Below are 21,490 nucleotides of genomic sequence, written 5' to 3'. Positions count from 1 at the left end.
TATCTTACAATCTCCATATCCCCATCAATACCAAATAGTCTCAGCATAATTATATGCATCACTATTCGGAATGGCATGTTTCCCCTGCGCTTGTGCCTTTCTTGGATCTAAATCATATACCATTGGCGTATAGCATGATGTTTGCCCTTTATTCACAACACCATTTCCTCCAGCACTCCCGCAAGTGTATGCCTTTCCATCTGTTTTTCTAACAATCCTTGCATCAGCTTCGTTATTATATACTGCTGCACGAGTTACAGTAACTTTTGCCCATGCTGTCTTACACGTTGTGCTAAATTTTAATTCTACATAAGAATTTGAATCAATCCACTTCTTTTCTTTCGTTACTGCGGATTGATCACAGCTATTATAATAAGGACTTTTCCCATCATATGAATGGTCTTCTGCATACGCTTTATCATTACCAGTCGTACTAAACATACTAGTTAAAACGAGCAAGGACAGACAAAAACATGCACTTAGCTTTTTTAAAAGTTTCAAAGCATTCCACTCCTTCTTAATAGCGTCCAGTTTTTCCATAACCGTTATTAAAAGTAACCGCTTCAGCATCTGCTGTGTATCCGAAATCAGCAGTTAAATCAAATACCATTCCTGTATACGTGCTCGTTTGACCTGTTTTTATTGTCCCGTTCCCCTGATTGGAAGTGACTGATTTTTGGAATACACCATTTTTGTATTTATTCACAACAGCGTACGCATACACTCCTCCCGCAACAGCTGGTGCTGGTTGATCTAAAACAAACTTAGCCCAAGCTGCATGACATTTATTGCTGTAACGTAAATACACTGTCCCTACTTTTTTACTCCCTTCGTACACAGCTGTAGACTTTGCATTAAATCCATCTGCATCACACGTTGTACTACCTCCGTATACTTTCGTTGTTGCTGGATTTTTCCCGTCATAATAACTACTTAAATCAGTAGCTGCAAATGTACTTCCTTGGAAACTAAATAATACCCCTACACTCGCTACACTTAATACACATACTTTCATTAACTTTTTAAACATTTTCAATTTCCTCCCTCAAAAGAAGTACGTATAATAATGACAATCTATCCCCTATGTACGCCCCTCCTTTCATGCTTCCTAGAGGCATCTTACAAAAACGAATAAACGTTGTAAATTTCCTTATGATTATTGGAATATACGAAGAAATTTACGTAACCGTCTAAGAAAAAAAGTTGAGAAATACACATGTTATAGCATCCTTTATTTAAAACATAAAAGAACCGATACTTGTTACATGCAAGCATCGGTTCTTTATACAAAATTGCCATTTTTTCTTTTATATAAAATAAATATTTCTCCACTTAATCTGTTGTAAAAAACTCCCTAGTCACATCAATAAATTGCTGCAGTGGCGCTGTCATCCATTTATCTTTATGCCAAGCAATTTGTGTATAAATCGGTGAGATTTCATTTTCTAAATGTAACTCTTTTATCGTCCCCTCTCGTATATCTTTTTCTACTACTATTGCTGGTAACACAGCTATTCCTAAATCTGCAATAACACATTGTTTAATTGCTTCGACACTAACGAACTCAATTTTATTTGCTGGATACACACCTTCTGTACGAAATAGCTCTTCAAATAAAGTCCGGTACGAGCATCCTAGCTCTGTTAGCAATAACGTCTCACTTTCTAAATCTTTTGTAAAAACGGAAGCTTTCTCGAGTAAATGATGCCCTGAAGCAGCTACTATTTTTAATTCTTCTTTCATAAGCGGCTCCACATGTAAAGCATCTTCTGTTTTACATTCGTCCAAAATAAAGGCAAGATCGACTTTTCCCTCCATCAATTGTTCCTTCGCATCTTTATTGGAATGCGCTGGTTTAAATATAAGCTTTATTTGAGGAAATTGTGCTTTAAACCTCTTTAATATAGAAAGAAGTCTATATGTACATTGGCTTTCTTGCGCACCAATTATTAACGTACCTGCTATTTCTTCATCATCTTTCACAGCCATTTTTGCTTCGTTGCTGAGCGCAATCATCTTGTCGGCATATAGTTGAAACTTCCTACCTGCTTCAGTTAAGAAAAGACGTTTTCCTAATCTTTCAAATAACGGCGTACCTAGCTCAGCTTCTAACGTTTTAATTTGCGCTGTCACACTCGATTGAGCAAAGTTTAATTTCTTCGCAGTTTGTGTAAAGTTCAAAGTATCCGCCGCTACTTTAAATGTAATTAATTGTTTTATCTCCATTTATCGTCCCTCTTTTCAATCGATATTCCCGATTGATTTCATCGAAATAATCCTCTTTGTCTATTGATATTTGTATTGTATGATAAAGAGCATCGACAAACAATAAAAATGGAGGTATTCCATATGAAAGCACTTTGTTTCGAACAGTTCGGAAATCCGGATGTACTACAATATAAAGAACTAAATGATCCAATCATAAATCCAAATGAAATTCTTGTCCGCACGAAAGCAATCGGTTTAAATTTCGCCGACATTTATAGACGTCGCGGTGATTATCATCTCGCTGGCAACCCACCGTATATATTAGGTTATGAAGGGGCTGGCATTGTAGAAAAAGTAGGAGCTGACGTTACGAATATTAATCCTGGAGATCGTATTGCATTTGCTGACGTTCCATTTGCAAATGCAGAACTAGTTGCCGTTCCATCGAAGAAAGCAATTAAGCTTCCAGATTCTATCTCTTTTAAAACAGCCGCTTCTGTCTTATTACAAGGATTAACAGCACATTATTTAACGAAAGATAGCTATCAAATAAAACAAGGTGATATAGCTTTAGTACACGCTGCTGCTGGAGGTGTTGGGCAACTTCTTATCCAAATAATTAAACTACTAGGCGGAAAAGTAATCGGCCTCACGTCATCAAAAGAAAAAGCACAAATAGCTACATTAGCTGGTGCTGATCACGTATTTTTATATAAGGTAGCATGGCCTGTGAAAGTACTTGAAATAACAAACGGTGATGGAGTAAATGTTGTATATGAATCAGTAGGTTCTACGCTAGAGGAAAGTTTTAACGCTACTAAAACTGGTGGCACTGTCGTATTTTACGGAATGGCCGGTGGTAATCCTGCGCCCGTTGATCCACGTATGCTTATGGATACTTCAAAAACATTAACTGGCGGAGACCTTTGGAACGTGCTTACATCTTATGAAGAGAGAAAAGAACGCTCCTCTCAATTATTCGAATGGATTACGACCGAAAAATTAAAGATCGCAAGTCCTACTACCTTCTCTTTACAAGATGGTGCCCGTGCTCATGAATTATTAGAGAACAGAAAAAGCACAGGGAAGATTTTATTAATCCCATAATTATTCCAATAAAAAAAGGAAGCTAGAATGTATTTCTTTGCTTCCTTTTTTAACGTTATTTATGTTCAATCTCGCTTCTTTTCAATAACCCTGTTATTTATATTTTTTCTCTACGCTTCTCTTTCTAGGCCCCTCATTTTTAAGTTTATATAATAAACGAATCTAAATATTAAAGGAAAGAACAAACCTCCTGATATCAACGATCCAATAAATACAGTATCAATAAAAGAAAGAATCCCAAATAATAGCATTCCAAAAAAATAAAATACAATTGCACTCCAATAAATAAAACGTGGAAACTTAGTTTGGAACGAATCACCTTTTTCACACGGTTTTCCAAATAACAAATGAACGAATTTAATCAACATAATCACTTCTCCATATAATTGTTAATATTCTTTTCTTCTTAGAATTGAACATAAATCACATACCGTGTACCATCCATCTTCACACATTCCTTACTTTGTTTTATTTCTCGTATACTTACTTTAGATTCCGAGATGAAATGTAAGGCTAATGTCCCTCCAATACACTGCAAACTAATTTGTTGTTCCTACTCTCTAATTATACCATTACAATAATTTTCATAGTTCATTTTTAACGGAATATTCCGATTCAAATTAATAAATGATATATTAAAAAATAAGGAAAGGAAGCTAGATTTCTCTACCTTCCTTTCCTTATTTTTATATTTCCACACTTTCTTTCCCTTTTGCAACATAGCTCATATCTCCAACCGACTCGACTGTGTATGTTCCGTCTTTATATACAATCTTCGTCACACTAGCATTTTCTACTCCAAGTTTTGTTTTGCTACTGTCTAACATTTCTATTAAGGTAGTAATCAAAAGCCCATGAACGACAACTAAAACGTTACCGCCACCATTTGCAGCAGATTCTTCACTAATTTTATCAATCTCTGCTTTTATACGAGTAGAAAATAATTCCCAATCTTCCGCCTGTTTTGTAGAGTCCGCTGCTCTAATAAGATTAATCACTTCTTGAATAGAAAACTTCATAAGTTCTTCTGGTGATGCAACGCCCGCTGCTTTTCCAACCGCATCCCACATGTTTTCAAGTTTTTCACCTTCAAAAATACCAAAATTTAATTCTCGTAAATTTTTTCTTTTCTTAAGTTTTAACTTTGTTTGCTCACTATATTTTAATACTAAATTAGCAGTTTCAATCGCTCGGCCGCTATCACTACTATATGCATTCGCAAAATGAACATCTTTTAATCCCGTTCCTAAATTAGAGGCAACTTCCACACCTTTTTCTACTAACGGAGAGTCTGCCCAACCTTGCGCGCGATGGTTCGTATTTAATATTGTTTTACCGTGCCTTGTAACATATAACGTAACTACATTCTCATTGCTATCTGTTTCTCGATTCTTCATTCAATTCTCTCCCTTTACATTTCTATATCAATTTTACCACCTTAATTATTCATTGAGCAAAATATACGTAAGTAGATTTACTTAATAAAAAAAGCTATCTTTCTGTATATCCCTACAAAAAGATAGCATCTTTTATGATTATATTTTCAACCGATACTCTTACTCAGCAAAAGCACTCGAATATTGCACAACTCCTTCTACACCTTGCAGAGCGTTCTCGCTTAGCTCAATCACCATAAACACTTCATCTGGCACTTCAAATGGTGCTTTTATATTCCACTCACTTGCTTTCTTAAAGCCAAATTTCGGATAGTACCCTGGATGTCCTAACACTACAACTGATCCGTATCCAAGTTCTTTCGCTTTTTCTAAAGCAACCGTAATCAGTTTTCCACCAATTCCTTTCTTCTGATGGTCCCTAACAACTGAAACTGGTGCAAGTGCTAACGATTCTACAGAAGTTCCACCTTGTTCTATTGTAATTTTCGATAACATAATGTGACCAACTATATCTTCATCTACCGCAACAATTGATAACTCCGGAACAAACGCGTCACATTCTCTAATACGTTTTACAAGTGCATGTTCTGTTTTATCACTAAATTCTTCATGTAAAAATGCTTGTTGTACCACTTCTTCTGTTTTTCTATAATCGTTTTTTTGCTCTTGTCTAATCGTTACCATTCTATATTATCCTCTATTCTTTCTTATTTCTTTTTGGATTTTACGAAGCGCTTTTTTCGATCCGCGCTCAATATCGTGCTGCATTTTTCTTTCTTTATAATCGACAAATAGTGTATTTAAATCATATCCCTCTGGGTATAATTCCTTTGCTGCTACCTCTAACGTAATACGTTTTATATTCACTTCAACAAATTCACCGTTATAATATACAACAACGTTATAAAAATTATCTTTTTCCTTATAGATAATACCAAAATCATCATAATCTAATAAATTCACACGATCGCCGATTTTATACTCATAATGAAATTCTCTTTTTTCTTGTACAAATTTCGGTTTTCTAATTTTACTTTCATTCACTTTTTCTAAAGCGTACTCTTTATTTCCCATGTACTCTTTCGCTCTTTTCAGCACATGTTCTTTTACGCTCATTTTATTCGCAATCCAAAGTGCATTACTTTCTCCTGATTTTCCGATAACTAATTTATAAAGGGGCTCTAACGTTTCACTATTAAACTGCATCGCTGCATTCATAAAGTCATCGTGCATTTCTGAGAATCGTTTAATTTCTCCGTAATGCGTACTCGCAACGGTAATACATCCCGTAAGGTAAAACTCTTCTAAAATTGATATTGCAAGTGCTGCACCTTCATTCGGTTCTGTACCGCTTCCTATTTCATCAAATAAAAGTAACGTATTATTATTTGACATGCTCATAATCTCAGAAAGATTTTTCATATGAGATGAAAATGTACTTAGTGCGTTTTCGATACTTTGATTATCACCAATATCTACAAATACATTTTCAAAAATAGCGATTTCTGTACCTTTATCTCCTGCAATATGAAGACCTGACATTGTAGCTAATGTTAACAATCCAATCGTTTTTAACACAATTGTCTTTCCGCCCGCATTCGGCCCTGTAATAATTAAACTACGATACTCTTGACCAATTTTAAAATTTAAGGGTACAACTTGCCCTGTTAAAAGCGGATGCTTACAATTCACTAAATGAATGTAGCCATGATCATTTAACTTCGGCTCTATTCCATTGATTGATTTACTAAACTTCGCTTTCGCAAATACCATATCATACTGACTAATTAGCTCCATGTTAATCTTTATACTATAAATGTTTTCTAACACCATTCCTGATAAAGTCGCTAAAATTTGATATTCTTCAACCGCTTCTTCTGCTTTCAAACCTGCTAGTTCTGCATTCAATTTCGTAACCGTATGTGGTTCTATAAATACAGTAGAACCTTTTGCCGAGGCTTCAATAATACTTCCGGCAACTTGGTTTTTATAGGAAGATTTAATTGGAATCGTATAACGGTCATCCTTTTTACTAATAAAGAATTCCTGAATGAATTTCTTATTTGAACTACTATTTAAAAACTTCGTTAAACGTTCTTTTATTTTCCCATCTACAGAATCGATATTATTTCGAATTCGTTTTAACTCTTTACTTGCAGCTGCATCAATACTATTTCCTTTAATTGAAAAGTTAATTTCCTCTTCAATACTTTTATATTCAGTCATTGAATTTGCATAAGAAGCTAATACTGGTGCAAAAAATTCTTTATCTAACATAAACTTTTTAATCTTTCTACATCCGCGTAAAAAGTCTGAAACACTGACTAATTCTTCTGGATCTAAAATCATCCCTTTTTCTAATTTTTGAATTGTACTAGCAATATTAGAAATGCCGAAGAAAGGAACATGCCCTTCTGCATCTAATATAGCTCGTGCTTCTGTCGTTTCATTCAAGCGATTTCTCACTACTTTTATACTCGTACTAGGCTCTAATTTGTTTAATAATTCCTTACCTAATCCACTTACACAATAAGATTTCACTATATCCTTTAATTCGTTATATTGTAACTTTTCAAAAGTCATCGTATTCATTTTGTTTCTCCTCACTATGATTGATTTTTATCATAAATGAAGATACCTACTCATTAGATTCCAATGAGCCATATATAAAATTCCATAATTATACAATAAAAACATATACAAAAAAGCTGCGGGGATACCGCAGCTTTTACATTTACAAGGCATGTGTAATAACATATGAGGAAATAAGCCATAAAAAATAGATGGCAGTCCCTTATTACACGCTTTATAAAGTATTGTAGGTATCTTCATAGGTTTTGAAATAAATGCATGACAAAATTAGGGGTATGATGTACATAAAAATCCCCTGGTCTTATCCGATTTATTTCATTAAATTTTTCCTATTTAATACCTACCGCACTCACAAAAAGCACCTCTCATTAAGTTATATTATAGTCATTGAAATCTAATTTATTGAAATCATCATACTATATGTTACGTGAGAAGTAAAGGTGCCATACTTCAGTAGTACGCAACTCTACACTTCAATATTTCTTAAATTAGACCTATATTCGCTGAGGAGAAATTATAAGAAGCGCCTCCGCTATTGCGAATGTCATTTCCTTCCCCTAATACATTTAATAATTATGACAAGCAATGATAGGAGGTTACTATATGAATGAAGAATATAATATTTTACATGGACCTGCTCTGGAACCAAATTTAATCGGTCCCACACTACCATCAATTCCACCATTTACTTTCCCTACTGGACCTACTGGAATCACAGGCCCTACCGGTGCGACAGGTTTTACCGGAATTGGAATAACTGGTCCCACTGGGGTTACTGGTCCTACCGGAATCGGAATAACTGGTCCCACCGGAGTTACTGGTCCTACCGGAATTGGAATAACTGGCCCCACTGGGGTTACTGGCCCTACCGGAATTGGAATAACTGGTCCCACTGGGGTTACTGGCCCTACCGGAATTGGAATAACTGGTCCCACTGGGGTTACTGGTTTAGGGATTCTTCCCGTATTTGGAACAATAACTTCTGAAGTAGGAATCGGTTTTTCAGCAGTAGTTAATACAAATGTTAATTTTACAATCCCAGGACCTGCTAATGGAACTACTCTAAATCCATTAAATAATTCTATTACAATTGATACCACTGGCGTGTACTCTGTATCCTTTTCAATTGTATTTGTAATACAAGCTATATCGTCTAGTATATTAAATCTTACAATAAACGATTCCATCCAATTCGCAATTGAAACGCGAGTTAGTGGTGGTTCTGGGGTAAGATCAACATCTGCCAGAACTGATTTACTATCTTTAAATCAAGGGGATGTTCTTCGAGTACGAATAAGAGAAGCCACAGGTGATATTATTTATTCCAACGCATCTCTCGTTGTTTTAAAAGTCGACTAATTCGTTTATGAAAATAAAAATTTAAGAATGATAACAATATAAAAAGAAGAGGAAAACTTATATTTCAGTCTACCTCTTCTTTTTCATCACAAAATTACTGTTGAACATATATGGAAACTGATCCTCCACTTACTTGGAACTGCCCCCACCCATCCTTATTAATTGTTACAGTATTTGTTTGATTACCCGTAATATCGTACCATACTTCCCCTGCGTTATTCTTTCCAACATCCATCCACTTTGCCCCTCCTGGTCCATCAGAGATTAATGTTGCTAAACCAGAATTAGCATGTACACTATCACCTTCTCTTGTCCAGCCAATCACATCTGGATGGTCAAAATAATCACGCTGCGTACCATATGCAAAGTTTTTTCGTGCCGTCAAAATCGGATCAATTTTGTCCTTTAACGCTGGAATTTCATAGTTACTATTTCCTTTTGTACCATAGTAATCACCATAGAAAACAGAAGGATACCCCTCTGCACGCGTTAAAATAAATGCATATGCCAGCGGCTTGAACCAAGGGCTCACTACAGATTCCAATGACTGACCAGGCTGTGAATCATGATTTTCAACTAGAGTAACCGCAAGTGTAGGATGATTCGCAACTACTGTTCCTTTTAAAATATTTCTCATATCATAATTTCCATTTCCTGTTGAAGCATAATGAAAATTATAATGAAGTGGTGCATCGAACACAGATTGATTATAATTAACCTTCGCTAAATAATTATTTAAAGTCTGGATATCATTTTGCCAATATTCAGCTACTGTAAACATTTCTTTCCCTGTTTGCTGTCTAACGTGATTTACCCAATCGCGCAAATATTCATGATCAATATGTTTAACAGCATCTAAACGAAAACCATCTAAATTTAATTCATTCGCATACCACGTTCCCCATTTTTTCATTTCATTCGCAACATCTGGATGATCAAAATCAAGATCCGCATACATCAAATAATCATAATTCCCATTCTCGCTAGACACTTCCCAGTCCCATGCTTTACCTATGCCCCTAAATTTATAAATTCGGCTTAATTTCCTTCCTTCATCCCAATCCGTTCCGTCAAAATGATACCATTTCCATTTGAAATTAGAATAAGAATCTCCACGCCCTGGAAAGTTAAATCCCGTCCACGCACTAATTTCATAATCACCTGATACTTCAATATTCCGATTGCTCGGGTCTACCTCAACTGCTGTGACAGTTTCTGTATAATCAGCCCCACCTTTATGATTCATAACTACATCACCGTATACATCGATGTTTTTCTTATGTAAAGCGTCAATTGCAGATTTCAATTGTGCTTTCGTCCCATATTTCGTCCGCACTGTGCCCTTTTGATTGAATTCCCCCAGATCATATAAATCATATGCTCCATATCCTACGTCATTTTGCGTAGTTCCTTTATATGCAGGTGGTATCCAAACAGATGTAATTCCTTTTTCCGCTAAATTTTCAGCATCAGTACGCAAACGATTCCAATGATTCCCATCATTCGGAGCATACCACTCAAAATACTGCATTAACGTTCCATTGTTAACTGTGTCTGCATATGCTTTACTCCCCTCATATATACTAGGTAAAAACATAAAAACTGACAATCCGACTATTGTTATTCTTTTAAACATCTGTACACCATCCCCTTCCAAGAAAGCGTTTGCATATTTTATCAGAATTATTATAATATTCGTCCCACCGTTAGTAAAGTAGCAATCTCTCACTCTCCCATATTATTTTTAGTCTAATTTCAAATATTCAACGTAGTTTTAATTTCACATCCTATTCAAGATTGTTTACAATTTACCTATAAAAGCATAACGGAGGGATTTCGATGACAGACTTTCAAAAACAATTTTTCGCACGATTACATATAGAAGAAAAAGACACAGTTTCATTTGAAGATTTATCTAACATTATGTACGCAATGGCACAAACTGTTCCTTTTGAAAACTTAAATATTCTCGAAAAGAATTTTAAAGAAATATCAAAAGAAAATTTGAAAGAGAAAATTTTAGTAAATAACCGTGGCGGTCTTTGTTATGAACTCAATCCTACTATGTATTACTTCCTGAAAGATTCTGGATTCGATGTTCATCTCGTTTCAGGAACAGTTTATAACGCTGCAAACTCCATATGGGCTGTTGATTCTGGCCATATCGCAATCGTTTTAACACATCATAATGAACTTTATTTAATTGAAGTAGGATTCGGATCATACTTACCTCTTGCCCCTGTCCCTTTCTCAGGTGAAGTCATTCACTCTGTTACAGGAGATTATCGTATTCGTAAAGAAATGACCGAAAAGGGAAACTACATTTTAGAGATGCGGAAAAACAATGAGTTCTTGGATCAATCTTCTGCTGATGATTGGACGTTAGGCTATGCATTTTATATAGAAGAAGTGGATGAAGAAAAAGCAAATACAGCACAAAAAATTATCGTTGAACATGAAGAATCACCCTTTAATAAAGTACCTCTTATTGTAAAACTAACTGAAGATGGGCATGCCTCTTTAACGAAAGATAGCCTTACAGTAGCGAAAAATGGTAAAAAAACGAAAGAAACCGTTACAAACATGCAATATACAAACCTTTTACATTCAAAATTCGGAATTACACTATAAGTAAGTAAGCCTTGTTATTTTAGCAAGGCTTTTCAATTTTCAGCAGGGATTTTTTGCAATTTGTTGTATTTCATAGTTATATAGAAATATAACTACATGTTTAGAAAGGAAATGATTATGACAGAACTTAAAGATCGATTACAAGTAGCTGATATAGAAAAATGGGATTTAACAGACATTTACCATACAATTGAAGATTGGGAAAGTGATTTTCATAAAATTGAAGTATTAACGAAGGAATTACACGAGTTTAATGAAAATATTCACGACGGCAATAGTTTATTAGCTTATTTAATGAAGAGTGAAGAAATTTCTAGCATAATATCTTTAATGTTCGCTTATGCACGATTACAATCTGACCTTGATACACGCGATACTGACGCGCAATCTCTTGTCGATAAAGTATCACAATTACACGTGAAAGTAAGTGCAGCGAAATCTTTCTTTTCCCCCTTCTTACTTAGCATAGACGAAAACACATTACATTCTTACATAGAAGAAACAGAAGGCTTACAATATTATAAAGAAGACTTATTTGAATTATACCGTTATAAAAAACACGTATTAAATAAGGACCAAGAAGAAATTTTATCACAAATGGGTGAAGCTCTTTCTTCTCCACAGCACACATTTGGTATGTTAAATAATGCAGATATATTATTTGGTGAAGTGACGACTGACGATGGAGAAAAAGTGAACTTAACACGCGGAATGTATGCAAAGTTAATAGAAGATACGAATCGTGAAAAGCGTAAAGAAGCTTATAAAGCATATTACAAACCATATGTTCAGTTAAAGAATTCCATCGCATCTACTTTATCCGCTGCTATTAAAAATAATGTTACTGTTTCGAAATTAAGAAACTATCCATCAGCGCTAGAGAAATCATTATTTGGCGATATGGTTCCAAAAGAAGTATATGAAAACCTAATTGATACAACGAAAAAAAACATTCAAACATTACATACATACAATGAAATTCGAAAAGAAAAATTAAACGTAGATGAACTAAGACAATACGACCTAGGCGTCGATTTAGTAGAGGGTGCAAAACAAGACATTCCATATAGTGAAGCATTTGACATTATGATTGCATCACTAGCTCCTTTAGGAGAAGAATATATTGAGACATTAAAAAGTTTTAAAGATAAACGATATATAGACGTAAGAGAAACACCAGGAAAACGTTCTGGTGCTTATAACTTTGGTGTATACGGTGTTCATCCTTTCATTCTTCTAAATCATCACGATGATTTAAACAGCCTGTTCACTCTTACTCATGAATGCGGGCACGGTATGCATACGCACTATTCACATGGATACCAACCAAGAATTTCTGCACATTATTCTATCTTTGTCGCAGAAGTCGCTTCTACAGTAAATGAAGTGTTATTAATTCACTATTTATTAAAAGAAGCAAAAGAAACGAACGTGCGTAACCATTTAGTTAACCATTTTATTGAGAAATTTAAAGGTACTTTCTTTACACAAATCATGTTTGCAGAATTTGAAAAAATCACACATGAAATGGCTGAGCAAGGTAAACCATTAAATGCCCAAGTCTTCAGTGAAATTTATGAAAAGCTATTTAAAGAATATAACGGTGATTCACTTGTATTTGATGAAGAAGTAAAATACGGATGGGCTAGAATCCCTCATTTCTACCGCCCGTTTTACGTATACAAATATGCAACTGGATTCGCATCTGCCATTCAAATCGCTGATAAACTATTACGTGGTGATCCGAATGCTCAGAAAAATTATATTGAATTCCTTAAAGGCGGAAGTTCAGACTACCCATTAAACTTATTGAAAAAAGCTGGCGTCGATTTAACAACGCGAGAACCGATTGAAAGTGCATTGAAACAATTCACTCAACTTGTTGAGGAGTTTTCAGCTCTATAAAAAAGAGCCTCTCGCTAGAGGCTCTTTTTTATATTCCCTTTCCTTCTATTAAATCATTCGCCATTTTCCTAAATTCTTGATTAAATGCATCATTCATACCATTTTGGACGTTAGAAAATAATATGACGAACGTTCGTTTATCCCAGTTAAAATTATTAAAAGTGTTCCAGCCAGCTAATACACCGTGGTTATGATAATAATCTGGGTAAATATAAAAACTAAATCCATATTTTCTTGCAGGTGATGCAGAAAACATATCTAATATACTTTGTTTAGAAAGTAGTTTACCATCCATAATAGCTTCATCTAACTTTTTCATATCTTCAACAGTCGTATACATTTCACCACAACCATACAGCCAGTTCATTTTTAAGCGAGGCGTGGCTATTAACTTATTATCTTTTTTCGTATACCCTTCTGCTAAGAAAATATCTTCTGGGAGTGTTGCGCCCATTCCAGATTCATGCATTCCAACAGGAGTCAAAATATTTTCTTTCACATATTCAGCAAGTGGTTTATTCGATATTTTTTCTACAATATATGCAAGCACCATATAATTATAATCTGTATATTTCCATCCTGTCCCTGCTGGAAATTGTAACGTTTGTGCCCCAATCCACGTTACTAATTTTAACCGTGATGCTGCGTCAACACTACCTTGTCCCTGTTCTGGTAATCCAGACGTATGTGTTAACAAGTTTCGTAACGTAATGTTTTTATCTGCTGGAAACGATGGGATATATTTATTTACATTGTCTTCAATGTTCAACTTCCCTTTTTCTTTTAATTGCATAATAGATATTGCAACAACTGTTTTCGTAATAGAACCAATGCGATATTTCGTTCTTGGCGTTGTTAATACTTGATCTTTCACATTCGCATAACCGTAGCCTTTTCGTAAAATGACATGATCTTTACTTGCTACAAGAACACTCCCATTAAATCCTTTATCTTTTAAATACTGATCTAATTTTCCAGCTGCAATTTCATAACGCTTTTTCTCATTCGCATCAACTTCCTGCTTAACATCTTTTTGCTTACTATTTACATTAGAAAATGCCTTTGCATCATATTTTTTTCCTTTATTTGCATGTATTAGTGTAACAACACTTCCACAAAAAACAGCAAAAATAAAGAAAATGATTAACCATTTCTTTAACATACTAGGAACCCTCTTTTATCTAGTTTCACTTAACGTATATCCATTCTATCTTTTAATTATCAAGTATATTATAATATTATTTAATATTCACTCTGTTAAAACTAGATTCCTTTTTCTCATTTTCAATTTTGACTACTCTCTATTGTATTTCTTTCTTGCAAAATTTCCAACATACAATCGGATGCATTACACTATAATTTCAAATTCTTTTGTAACATTTGTTACATACTAAAAAGAATGGAGATGTAATATGAAAAACACCGATAAACGCAATCGTTTAGATGATAAGGTGTTTCATTATCGGATAACAAAAAATAACATGGTATTAATTTAATATTACAGAAAACAGATTATGATATTAAAAGGAAATGATGCTGAAAAACTTTTAAATAAAATAAATCATGCAAATAACGATAATGAAAAACAGCTAATTATGGCTAAAATTACAGGTAATTTCAAAAGAGGCAATGAACGAAATTGAAAATGAATCTCATTTACATTTTGATTATACAACAAATAAAAAAAGAAATGTCGGTCATTCAACATTTCTTTAGACTTTCTTCATAAAAAATTTACATTGCTAACATTCCTTCATTTTCTATACTTCCTATATAAGCTGACCGCTGAAATAGTTAGTAATACAACTATGCATAACCACGCATACGTATATCCCTTCTTATCTACAATATAACCAAATAAAGCAGGCGCAGCAATAATGGCAATTTGATTTAATGTAAGTGCAAAACTCACTGTCATCCCTACCGATTCTTCACTTGCTGATTCTGCAACTTCAGTTATAAAAAGACTAAACCATCCAATTGAAAAGAACCCTAACAATGCACTTACACCATACAATACATTCGTTATTGTATGTATGCTCATTACTAATATTAGAATGAAGAAAATAGAAATACAAACAGTTATAAATAAGAGGGTACGCCTATTCCCCTTATAAAATAAATCACTAGTAGCTGCTAATATAACCCTACCAACCATTCCAGAAAAGAACATAACGGAAAATACTTTTCCAGCTAAAATTGACGTGATTGATTGTTCCAATACTAAAAATTTTATAAAGTGTGCAACTAGAACCATTTGCAATGAAATCATACAAATGCCAGTTATATAAATTGCATACAACTCTTTTTTACACATCACTTCTTTTAACTGCATCCAAAAAGAAAGTTTACTACGTTCTTGTTTAACTTTCTCTTGAGTATATGGTTCCTTATAAAATATAAAAAATAAAAGCCCTCCAATTATACAAATACATGCAATACTATTTACCGCATAGGCCATATTATATTTTATTGTAAGAAACGGGATCAATACTCCCGCTAATGTACCACCAATCGGTATACCGGCTTGTCTAATCCCCATCGCTAACCCGCGATTTTCTTTTGAGAACCACTTCATTATCACCTTACTTCCTCCTGGCTGCGAAACACTATAAAACGTTCCTACTAATAAAAGTACAAAAAGTAACCCATTAAATCCATTGACCATATTAGTCAGTAAAAACGAACCTCCTAGTAAAAATGAACTTATCGAAATTAACAACTTTTCATTGTATTGATCAAGTAGCCGCCCGACAAAAAGCATACAAAATAGCGGTCCTATATTTACAACACTTACTAACAATCCAATCTCCGTATTCGTAAGTGCATATTCTTCTTTCCAAAATAAAGCAAACGCTCCAACACCATACGTTATAAGTGTCGCTGTTGTTTGAGCAACCGTCGCAAAAATTAACATAACCCACTTATAAGTACTATTCACCCTTTCTTCCATTAACACAATAATCCCTCCACCCCCTTCCATTGTATGAAAGTTCTGATATCATATAAAATAAAGATTTATCATGTGATCCATCAAAAAAAATGATACCTTTTCTGGAGGGATGATACTTGGATATAAAAGATTTAACTGTATTTTACGAAGTTGCGAAAGAAGAAAACATATCTCACGCAGCTAAAAATTTAAACTATGTACAGTCTGGCGTAACAATGCGTATGAAACAACTAGAAAACGAATTAGGTGTGCCTTTATTTTACCGAAACGGAAAAGGTGTAACTTTAACTTCTAACGGTGAGATTTTATTAACATACGCCAAACAAATTATCCACTTAATGGATCAATCTGTTAAAGCAGTTCAAAGTAATGGGATCGAACCAAGAGGCACTTTAAAAATTGGATGTACAGAATCTACAACCGCTGTAAGACTTCCATCTATATTAACGGCCTATTATGAAAAATATCCAAAAATCGAATTGATTTTAGAATCAAATACGACGGAACAATTGATTAGGCTTGTACTAGAACGAAAACTGGACGGAGCGTTTATAGCTGGCTCTACTCAGCATGCCGAACTTCATACAAATATATTTCGTGAAGAAGAATTAGTTCTCATTAGCAAAAAGCCTTTATCTTCCTTTAAAGACATAGGAGACATGAATTTACTTGCATTTAGTCACGGGTGCTATTATAGAAATTTATTAGAAGATTGGCTTCAAGAAGAAGGAATTTCACCTAAGCGAGTATTAGAGTTTGGAACAATTGAAGCGATACTCGCATGTGTAAAATCAGGTATGGGCATAGCAATTATGATGAAGTCTATTTTAAATGGTCATCAACATGACATATCATTCAACCCTTTACCAAATAGCTTCAAAAAAGTTCCTACTACTTTTATTACTAGAAAAGATATATATCACTCTGCTGCATTACAAAAATTTATGGAGATGACTCACAATGCGTGAAAAGAAAATACGTGGTATGAAACGAAAAACAAACACTGTGATAAAGCAAATTGAGGAACATACAAAAACGTTCCCTTCTACTTTCTATAACGATGAATATTGGAATATGCTATTGCCAGTTTCGCAAGCTTTTATTGACTCTCGTAAAACACCTAGAAAAGTAAAACGGTTATGTATTCAAACCTTATTAAATCAAGCAAATCATTTAATAAATATGAAACCGAGCGATACACATACATATCGAGTTGTTGTTTTGATTTCTATAAATAATTTGTGGGATTCGCAAATCATTATATTTAAAAATGAGGACTACTTTCATAATTTCTTTAATAGAGATAGTGAATTTCAAAAATGGATTCTTCTTTCAAATGAAATTGATTTTTGGGAGACATGGGAAATTTCAGTTTATCATTCCTTCAAAACGCTTCACTTTCAAGAAATTATTTATGATGCAGATGAATGCTATGAAAAAGAGATTACATTTATCGGGGAGTTAGATTAAAAAGGGTATACCTAAAACACTGGTATACCCTTTTCCACTTATTTTCCCTTCAATACACTATGTAATCGATCCGGATAATTTGTAAACATTCCTGTAGCACCCCATTTGATTAACAGTCTCATATCTGGTTTCTCATTAATTGTATAAGGGTGAATTAACAGTCCATTTTTCCTAGCCATTTTCATATATGACTCATCAATAATTAGTTCTCCGTTATCATTACGTAAGTTTGGTCCAATACCAGCTGCATACTTTTTAATTTCTTGAAAATCATCATTCGTTACACTTTTCGGTTCATGTGTAATGCCAGACCATTCAACAATTTCATTGTTTTCATTTGGATAATACCAAAGCAATTGAACTAACGGAATATTTTCATTCATACTATGAATCTTTTTCAAACTATCTTTACTAAATGATTGAATCATAACACGGCTAGATGACATGTTTGGACCTACTAAATTATATTTATTTAACAATGCTAACAATTTCTCTTCCATTCCTGGATACACATCTGGTGATTTTGTTTCAATGTAATACTTCATGCTTCTTCCATACTTTTGGAAGATTTCTTCAAGAGTCGGAACTTTTTGCCCAACATACTCTTGCTTAGCCTTTTCTGGATACGCTTTATTAAACCACGTTCCTGCATCTAAACTCTTTATTTCGCTTAACGTTTTATCACGTACTTCGCCTGTTCCATTTGTAGTGCGATCAACTGCTGTATCATGCATTGCAATTAATTGGCCATCCTTTGTTAATTGAATATCTAACTCTAAATAATCCGCTTTCATTTTTTTCACTAAATCATAAGAAGCAAAAGTATGCTCAGGTGCATGTCCACTTGCTCCGCGATGTGCAATATTTAAAAACTTATTCGTATTCCATTCATGCTTCCCTTCTGCTTTCGCATGAACAGCTCCCCCAGCAAAGATACTTCCCGTCATAAAGAAAATAACTAAAACGCTAATAATCTTTCTCATCCTTCTAACCCTTCCTACGTTGCAAATTTCAACAAGCTAATGAGATTTACACGAAATAGAAGACACACTTTCATTATTTTTATAAACCTATATTAAAATTCCAATCTTACAAATATACTTTATCTATATTATTAATATAGAAAACTAGTATTATCCTATTTAATTTCTATAGCCCTCCTTTTCACATGTAACTCCCTATTTTGTACGGTTCATTCAATAAAAAAAGCCATAAATTATTTAGAATACACTCCTGTGTCCCTAAATAAATTTATGGCTTTTCTCAAATATCTCCGGTCTCTATTAACTTGTCGAATTTAATCATATCAAACCTATTGAAATTTGTGAATATTTTTTTCAGTACAGTGAAGCACATAAAACAATATTTCTGTAGTTACTTAAAAATCACATAATAAATTTCTCATTACCTCTTCCAATACTATATCTGGATTTACTACCGTTTTTTCCGAACGCCATCCGATAAAGCCATCTGGTCTAATTAATACAGCACCTCCATTCTCTATACCATATAATTTGCTAAAAATATCTTCTGGAGCAACAAAGTCTCCACTTAAACCAACACGATACCCTTTTATATTTATTCCTAATTTAGCTGAAACAGTATGTGCTGCCTCAGCCCAAGAACTATTTTCTACTCCTGTAAGTAATACAAAACTGTTACCGAATAAGTCTAATGTAGAAACTTTCTTCCCTTCATACGTTCCCCATAAATGTGGCGCTCGCGTTCCAGGTCTTCCGTTCAACTCTATGCTATCCATTCTATACGGAGTTACTGAATCATCTATAATCGCCTCTGAACAATACTGATATCCAACTGTAACAGCTAAACCATCCATATTATTCAAACTACCTTCCTCTCTATTCGCAGCACGAAACAGTAAACTACTTGCATAAGCTGTCGTTAATTTTGCAACAGAGTGTCTCTCCTCATGATATGTTTCTAACAATTTTGGTTTTGCCTTCCCTTTTATAACAGCCGCTAATTTCCAAGCTAAGTTATGTGCATCTTGTATTCCTGTATTTGAACCAAACCCTCCTGTTGGCGGCATAATATGTGCTGAATCTCCAACTAAAAAGATTCGATTTTCTTGAAATTTCACCGCTGTACTTTCGGCCGCTTCCCACGGTAAAACACTTAATATTTCTGACTCAATATTTGTACTTCCAATTGCTATTTGAATAATTTGTTTACAACGTTCTATAGTGAAGTCCTCTAACCCCTCTCCTTTTAATGGATCGTAGGCTACATGATAAATCCATTTTTTTACGTTATCAACGGGGATAAGTGCACCAAGAACCTCCGGATGAAGTACCATCGAAAAACCGAATGCATATCCTTGTATAAACTCACTTAAATCAGCTTCAAAATAAATATTCATATAATAGCCACCAATGGTTCCACGACCCTCAGCTTTAATCCCTAACTGCTCACGTATTTTACTTTTCGCTCCATCCGCTGCAATTACATAGTCACAATGTATGACACTTTCTTTTTCTGTTTCACGATTTCGAATCGTTGCTTTTACCCCGTTTTCATTTTGTTCAAATGAAACTAATTCATGATAAAAAGATAGTTGCCCGCCTAGCGTTTTCGCTTCTTGTAACATCATTTCTTCTAAAATAATTTGATAACACGCAGTTTGTTTTGATGGACTAATCTTTTCTATTTTTTGAAGTAATTCTTCATCGTTTCCGTATTGCGTCGCTCTCATTTGTTCCAATTCTTCTTTATTCGCCTCAGCTATTGTATGAACTGCTATTCTTCCTCGGCAGTTCTCTAATGCTTTACCTGCCAATTTAATTTTTTGTTCCAAACCTAATTCTCGAAATAACTCCATTGTACGTAAAGTAAGGCCGCCTGCTTTCGGATGAATGGCAGTAGACGGATGCTTTTCAATAAGTAAGTACTCAATGTTATGTTTTGCAAGAAATAACGCAGACGCTAACCCAGATAATCCCCCTCCAACAATTAAAACTGGTACATAATTCGATTTCATATATTTACCCTCCACATCATTGTTCTGAGCTCAGTGTCATAAATATAATCAAAAAAAACATTAAAATATAGACTTATATTTCATTTTGAATTATCATATAGATAGATTACGCCCCAAAATCCTTTTTACATTTTCATACATCTATAATCCACCTGAATTGTGTCTGTATGAAAATGTAAAACAAAAGAACGTACTTTACGTTGAACTATGTTCTATCGTAAAAATCAAAAATAATGCAAACATTATAAGCGGTCGTAACCTTATCGATTATACAAGGTTACGACCGCTTATTTTATTGTTACATCATTTTTTGTTTTTAAAACTTCATCTATTGTGTTATATAGTCCTTCCAATCCCTTTTCTATCTCCCTATAATTTTCAAAAATAAAAAATTCATTCGTCTCGATTTTCTTTCCCAATATTGCACCTCATACAACAATCATGTAGCATTACCGTATCGAAGTAATGGTTCATTATCTTAAACCTTTCGACTAATTAGCAGGAGGCAAAGTGATTGAAATGAATAAACAAGAACAATTAAATGTTATAAAAAAAGATTTTATTGATTCTCAAAAAGTATTATTGGCAATTGGCGATGAAACACGTCAAGCTATTTTGTTAGTTCTCATGGAAACGGAATGTCAAACCGGATTACGTGTAGGAGAAATCACGAAACAAACACACCTTTCTCGACCAGCGGTATCGCATCACCTTCGGATTTTACGAGAAGCTGGTATTATTTTAATGCGAAAAGAAGGTACAAAAAACTTTTATTATATTGATATACGTACAAAATTAAGTTTATTAAAAAATCTTGTATTAGATATCGAAAAGCTATTACACAACTTTTATTGAAATGTGGAGGTATAA

General features: G+C 34.1%; 20 protein-coding genes. 8 read left to right on the top strand and 12 right to left on the bottom strand.

Annotated features, from left to right (window positions below; all coding sequences use genetic code 11):
• Positions 1-24: 24 nt before the first annotated feature.
• From F3I02_RS25970 to F3I02_RS25960, 3 genes are all read right to left on the bottom strand, one after another.
• Positions 25-501, bottom strand: a complete 477-nt coding sequence (locus F3I02_RS25970; RefSeq protein ID WP_000771041.1) for a DUF2690 domain-containing protein — start codon at positions 499-501, stop codon at positions 25-27.
• Positions 502-517: 16 nt separating this feature from the next.
• Complete coding sequence (locus tag F3I02_RS25965; protein ID WP_196478561.1) at positions 518-1,030, bottom strand: YjfA family protein; 513 nt, start codon at positions 1,028-1,030, stop codon at positions 518-520.
• A 302-nt stretch (positions 1,031-1,332) separates the two neighbouring features.
• Positions 1,333-2,226: a LysR family transcriptional regulator gene (locus F3I02_RS25960; protein WP_196478560.1), complete on the bottom strand. Its 894-nt coding sequence runs from the start codon at positions 2,224-2,226 to the stop codon at positions 1,333-1,335.
• Positions 2,227-2,349: 123 nt separating this feature from the next.
• On the opposite strand from F3I02_RS25960, the gene F3I02_RS25955 reads away from it, so the two are divergent.
• Positions 2,350-3,315, top strand: coding sequence for a quinone oxidoreductase family protein (locus tag F3I02_RS25955; protein ID WP_196478559.1), 966 nt, complete (start codon positions 2,350-2,352; stop codon positions 3,313-3,315).
• Positions 3,316-3,425: 110 nt separating this feature from the next.
• Here F3I02_RS25955 and F3I02_RS34175 read toward each other — a convergent pair whose 3' ends face one another.
• The 4 genes from F3I02_RS34175 to F3I02_RS25940 all read right to left on the bottom strand — a co-directional run bounded on the left by F3I02_RS34175 (position 3,426) and on the right by F3I02_RS25940 (position 7,304).
• Complete coding sequence (locus F3I02_RS34175; RefSeq protein ID WP_000905654.1) at positions 3,426-3,683, bottom strand: hypothetical protein; 258 nt, start codon at positions 3,681-3,683, stop codon at positions 3,426-3,428.
• Between the two features lie 318 nt (positions 3,684-4,001).
• Complete coding sequence (locus tag F3I02_RS25950; protein WP_000797114.1) at positions 4,002-4,712, bottom strand: histidine phosphatase family protein; 711 nt, start codon at positions 4,710-4,712, stop codon at positions 4,002-4,004.
• Between the two features lie 159 nt (positions 4,713-4,871).
• Positions 4,872-5,396 (bottom strand): GNAT family N-acetyltransferase, encoded by a 525-nt coding sequence (locus F3I02_RS25945; RefSeq protein WP_000256483.1) that lies wholly within the window; start codon positions 5,394-5,396, stop codon positions 4,872-4,874.
• Positions 5,397-5,402: 6 nt separating this feature from the next.
• Positions 5,403-7,304: an endonuclease MutS2 gene (locus tag F3I02_RS25940; RefSeq protein WP_001095192.1), complete on the bottom strand. Its 1,902-nt coding sequence runs from the start codon at positions 7,302-7,304 to the stop codon at positions 5,403-5,405.
• A 603-nt stretch (positions 7,305-7,907) separates the two neighbouring features.
• Here F3I02_RS25940 and F3I02_RS34575 point away from each other — a divergent pair.
• Entirely contained in the window at positions 7,908-8,663 is a 756-nt protein-coding gene (locus F3I02_RS34575; RefSeq protein ID WP_089148888.1) for an exosporium leader peptide-containing protein, read from the top strand.
• 94 nt (positions 8,664-8,757) lie between these two features.
• Here F3I02_RS34575 and amyS read toward each other — a convergent pair whose 3' ends face one another.
• A complete protein-coding gene (gene amyS, locus F3I02_RS25930) occupies positions 8,758-10,299 on the bottom strand; it encodes an alpha-amylase (RefSeq protein ID WP_000476396.1) in 1,542 nt (513 codons plus the stop codon).
• A gap of 203 nt (positions 10,300-10,502) precedes the next feature.
• Between amyS and F3I02_RS25925 the strand changes: the two genes are divergently transcribed.
• Both F3I02_RS25925 and pepF read left to right on the top strand, forming a co-directional pair.
• Positions 10,503-11,294 carry an arylamine N-acetyltransferase family protein gene (locus tag F3I02_RS25925; protein WP_000129190.1) on the top strand — a complete coding sequence of 264 codons (792 nt, stop codon included), beginning with the start codon at positions 10,503-10,505 and terminating at the stop codon, positions 11,292-11,294.
• Positions 11,295-11,411: 117 nt separating this feature from the next.
• Entirely contained in the window at positions 11,412-13,199 is a 1,788-nt protein-coding gene (gene pepF / locus F3I02_RS25920; protein WP_196478558.1) for an oligoendopeptidase F, read from the top strand.
• Positions 13,200-13,227: 28 nt separating this feature from the next.
• Here pepF and F3I02_RS25915 read toward each other — a convergent pair whose 3' ends face one another.
• Positions 13,228-14,361, bottom strand: a complete 1,134-nt coding sequence (locus F3I02_RS25915; RefSeq protein ID WP_000915170.1) for a serine hydrolase domain-containing protein — start codon at positions 14,359-14,361, stop codon at positions 13,228-13,230.
• Positions 14,362-14,713: 352 nt separating this feature from the next.
• Between F3I02_RS25915 and F3I02_RS34720 the strand changes: the two genes are divergently transcribed.
• Complete coding sequence (locus tag F3I02_RS34720; RefSeq protein WP_000600991.1) at positions 14,714-14,842, top strand: hypothetical protein; 129 nt, start codon at positions 14,714-14,716, stop codon at positions 14,840-14,842.
• 110 nt (positions 14,843-14,952) lie between these two features.
• Here the strand turns inward: F3I02_RS34720 and F3I02_RS25905 are convergent, their stop codons facing one another.
• The gene (locus F3I02_RS25905; RefSeq protein WP_196478557.1) at positions 14,953-16,182 is read right to left on the bottom strand and encodes an MFS transporter; all 1,230 of its coding nucleotides are present in this window, start codon (positions 16,180-16,182) and stop codon (positions 14,953-14,955) included.
• 86 nt (positions 16,183-16,268) lie between these two features.
• On the opposite strand from F3I02_RS25905, the gene F3I02_RS25900 reads away from it, so the two are divergent.
• Together F3I02_RS25900 and F3I02_RS25895 are read left to right on the top strand one after the other, a co-directional pair.
• Positions 16,269-17,120: a LysR family transcriptional regulator gene (locus F3I02_RS25900; protein WP_000351674.1), complete on the top strand. Its 852-nt coding sequence runs from the start codon at positions 16,269-16,271 to the stop codon at positions 17,118-17,120.
• Positions 17,113-17,622: a DUF3916 domain-containing protein gene (locus F3I02_RS25895; RefSeq protein WP_001208344.1), complete on the top strand. Its 510-nt coding sequence runs from the start codon at positions 17,113-17,115 to the stop codon at positions 17,620-17,622. Before F3I02_RS25900 ends, F3I02_RS25895 begins: the two co-directional genes overlap by 8 nt.
• A 38-nt stretch (positions 17,623-17,660) precedes the next feature.
• Here the strand turns inward: F3I02_RS25895 and F3I02_RS25890 are convergent, their stop codons facing one another.
• The gene (locus F3I02_RS25890) at positions 17,661-18,605 is read right to left on the bottom strand and encodes a glycerophosphodiester phosphodiesterase (RefSeq protein ID WP_196478556.1); all 945 of its coding nucleotides are present in this window, start codon (positions 18,603-18,605) and stop codon (positions 17,661-17,663) included.
• A 395-nt stretch (positions 18,606-19,000) separates the two neighbouring features.
• A complete protein-coding gene (locus F3I02_RS25885; protein WP_000841671.1) occupies positions 19,001-20,620 on the bottom strand; it encodes an FAD-dependent oxidoreductase in 1,620 nt (539 codons plus the stop codon).
• Positions 20,621-21,130: 510 nt separating this feature from the next.
• Here F3I02_RS25885 and F3I02_RS25880 point away from each other — a divergent pair.
• On the top strand, positions 21,131-21,475 hold the full coding sequence (locus F3I02_RS25880) for an ArsR/SmtB family transcription factor (protein ID WP_000571881.1): 345 nt from the start codon (positions 21,131-21,133) through the stop codon (positions 21,473-21,475).
• The last annotated feature ends 15 nt before the right edge of the window (positions 21,476-21,490 follow it).

The organism is Bacillus sp. SRB3LM (assembly GCF_015712745.1).
Taxonomy (GTDB): Bacteria; Bacillota; Bacilli; order Bacillales; family Bacillaceae_G; genus Bacillus_A; species Bacillus_A thuringiensis_K.
The sequence above is the reverse complement of the archived record's forward strand: the minus strand, read 5'-3'. Positions and strand labels throughout refer to the sequence as shown.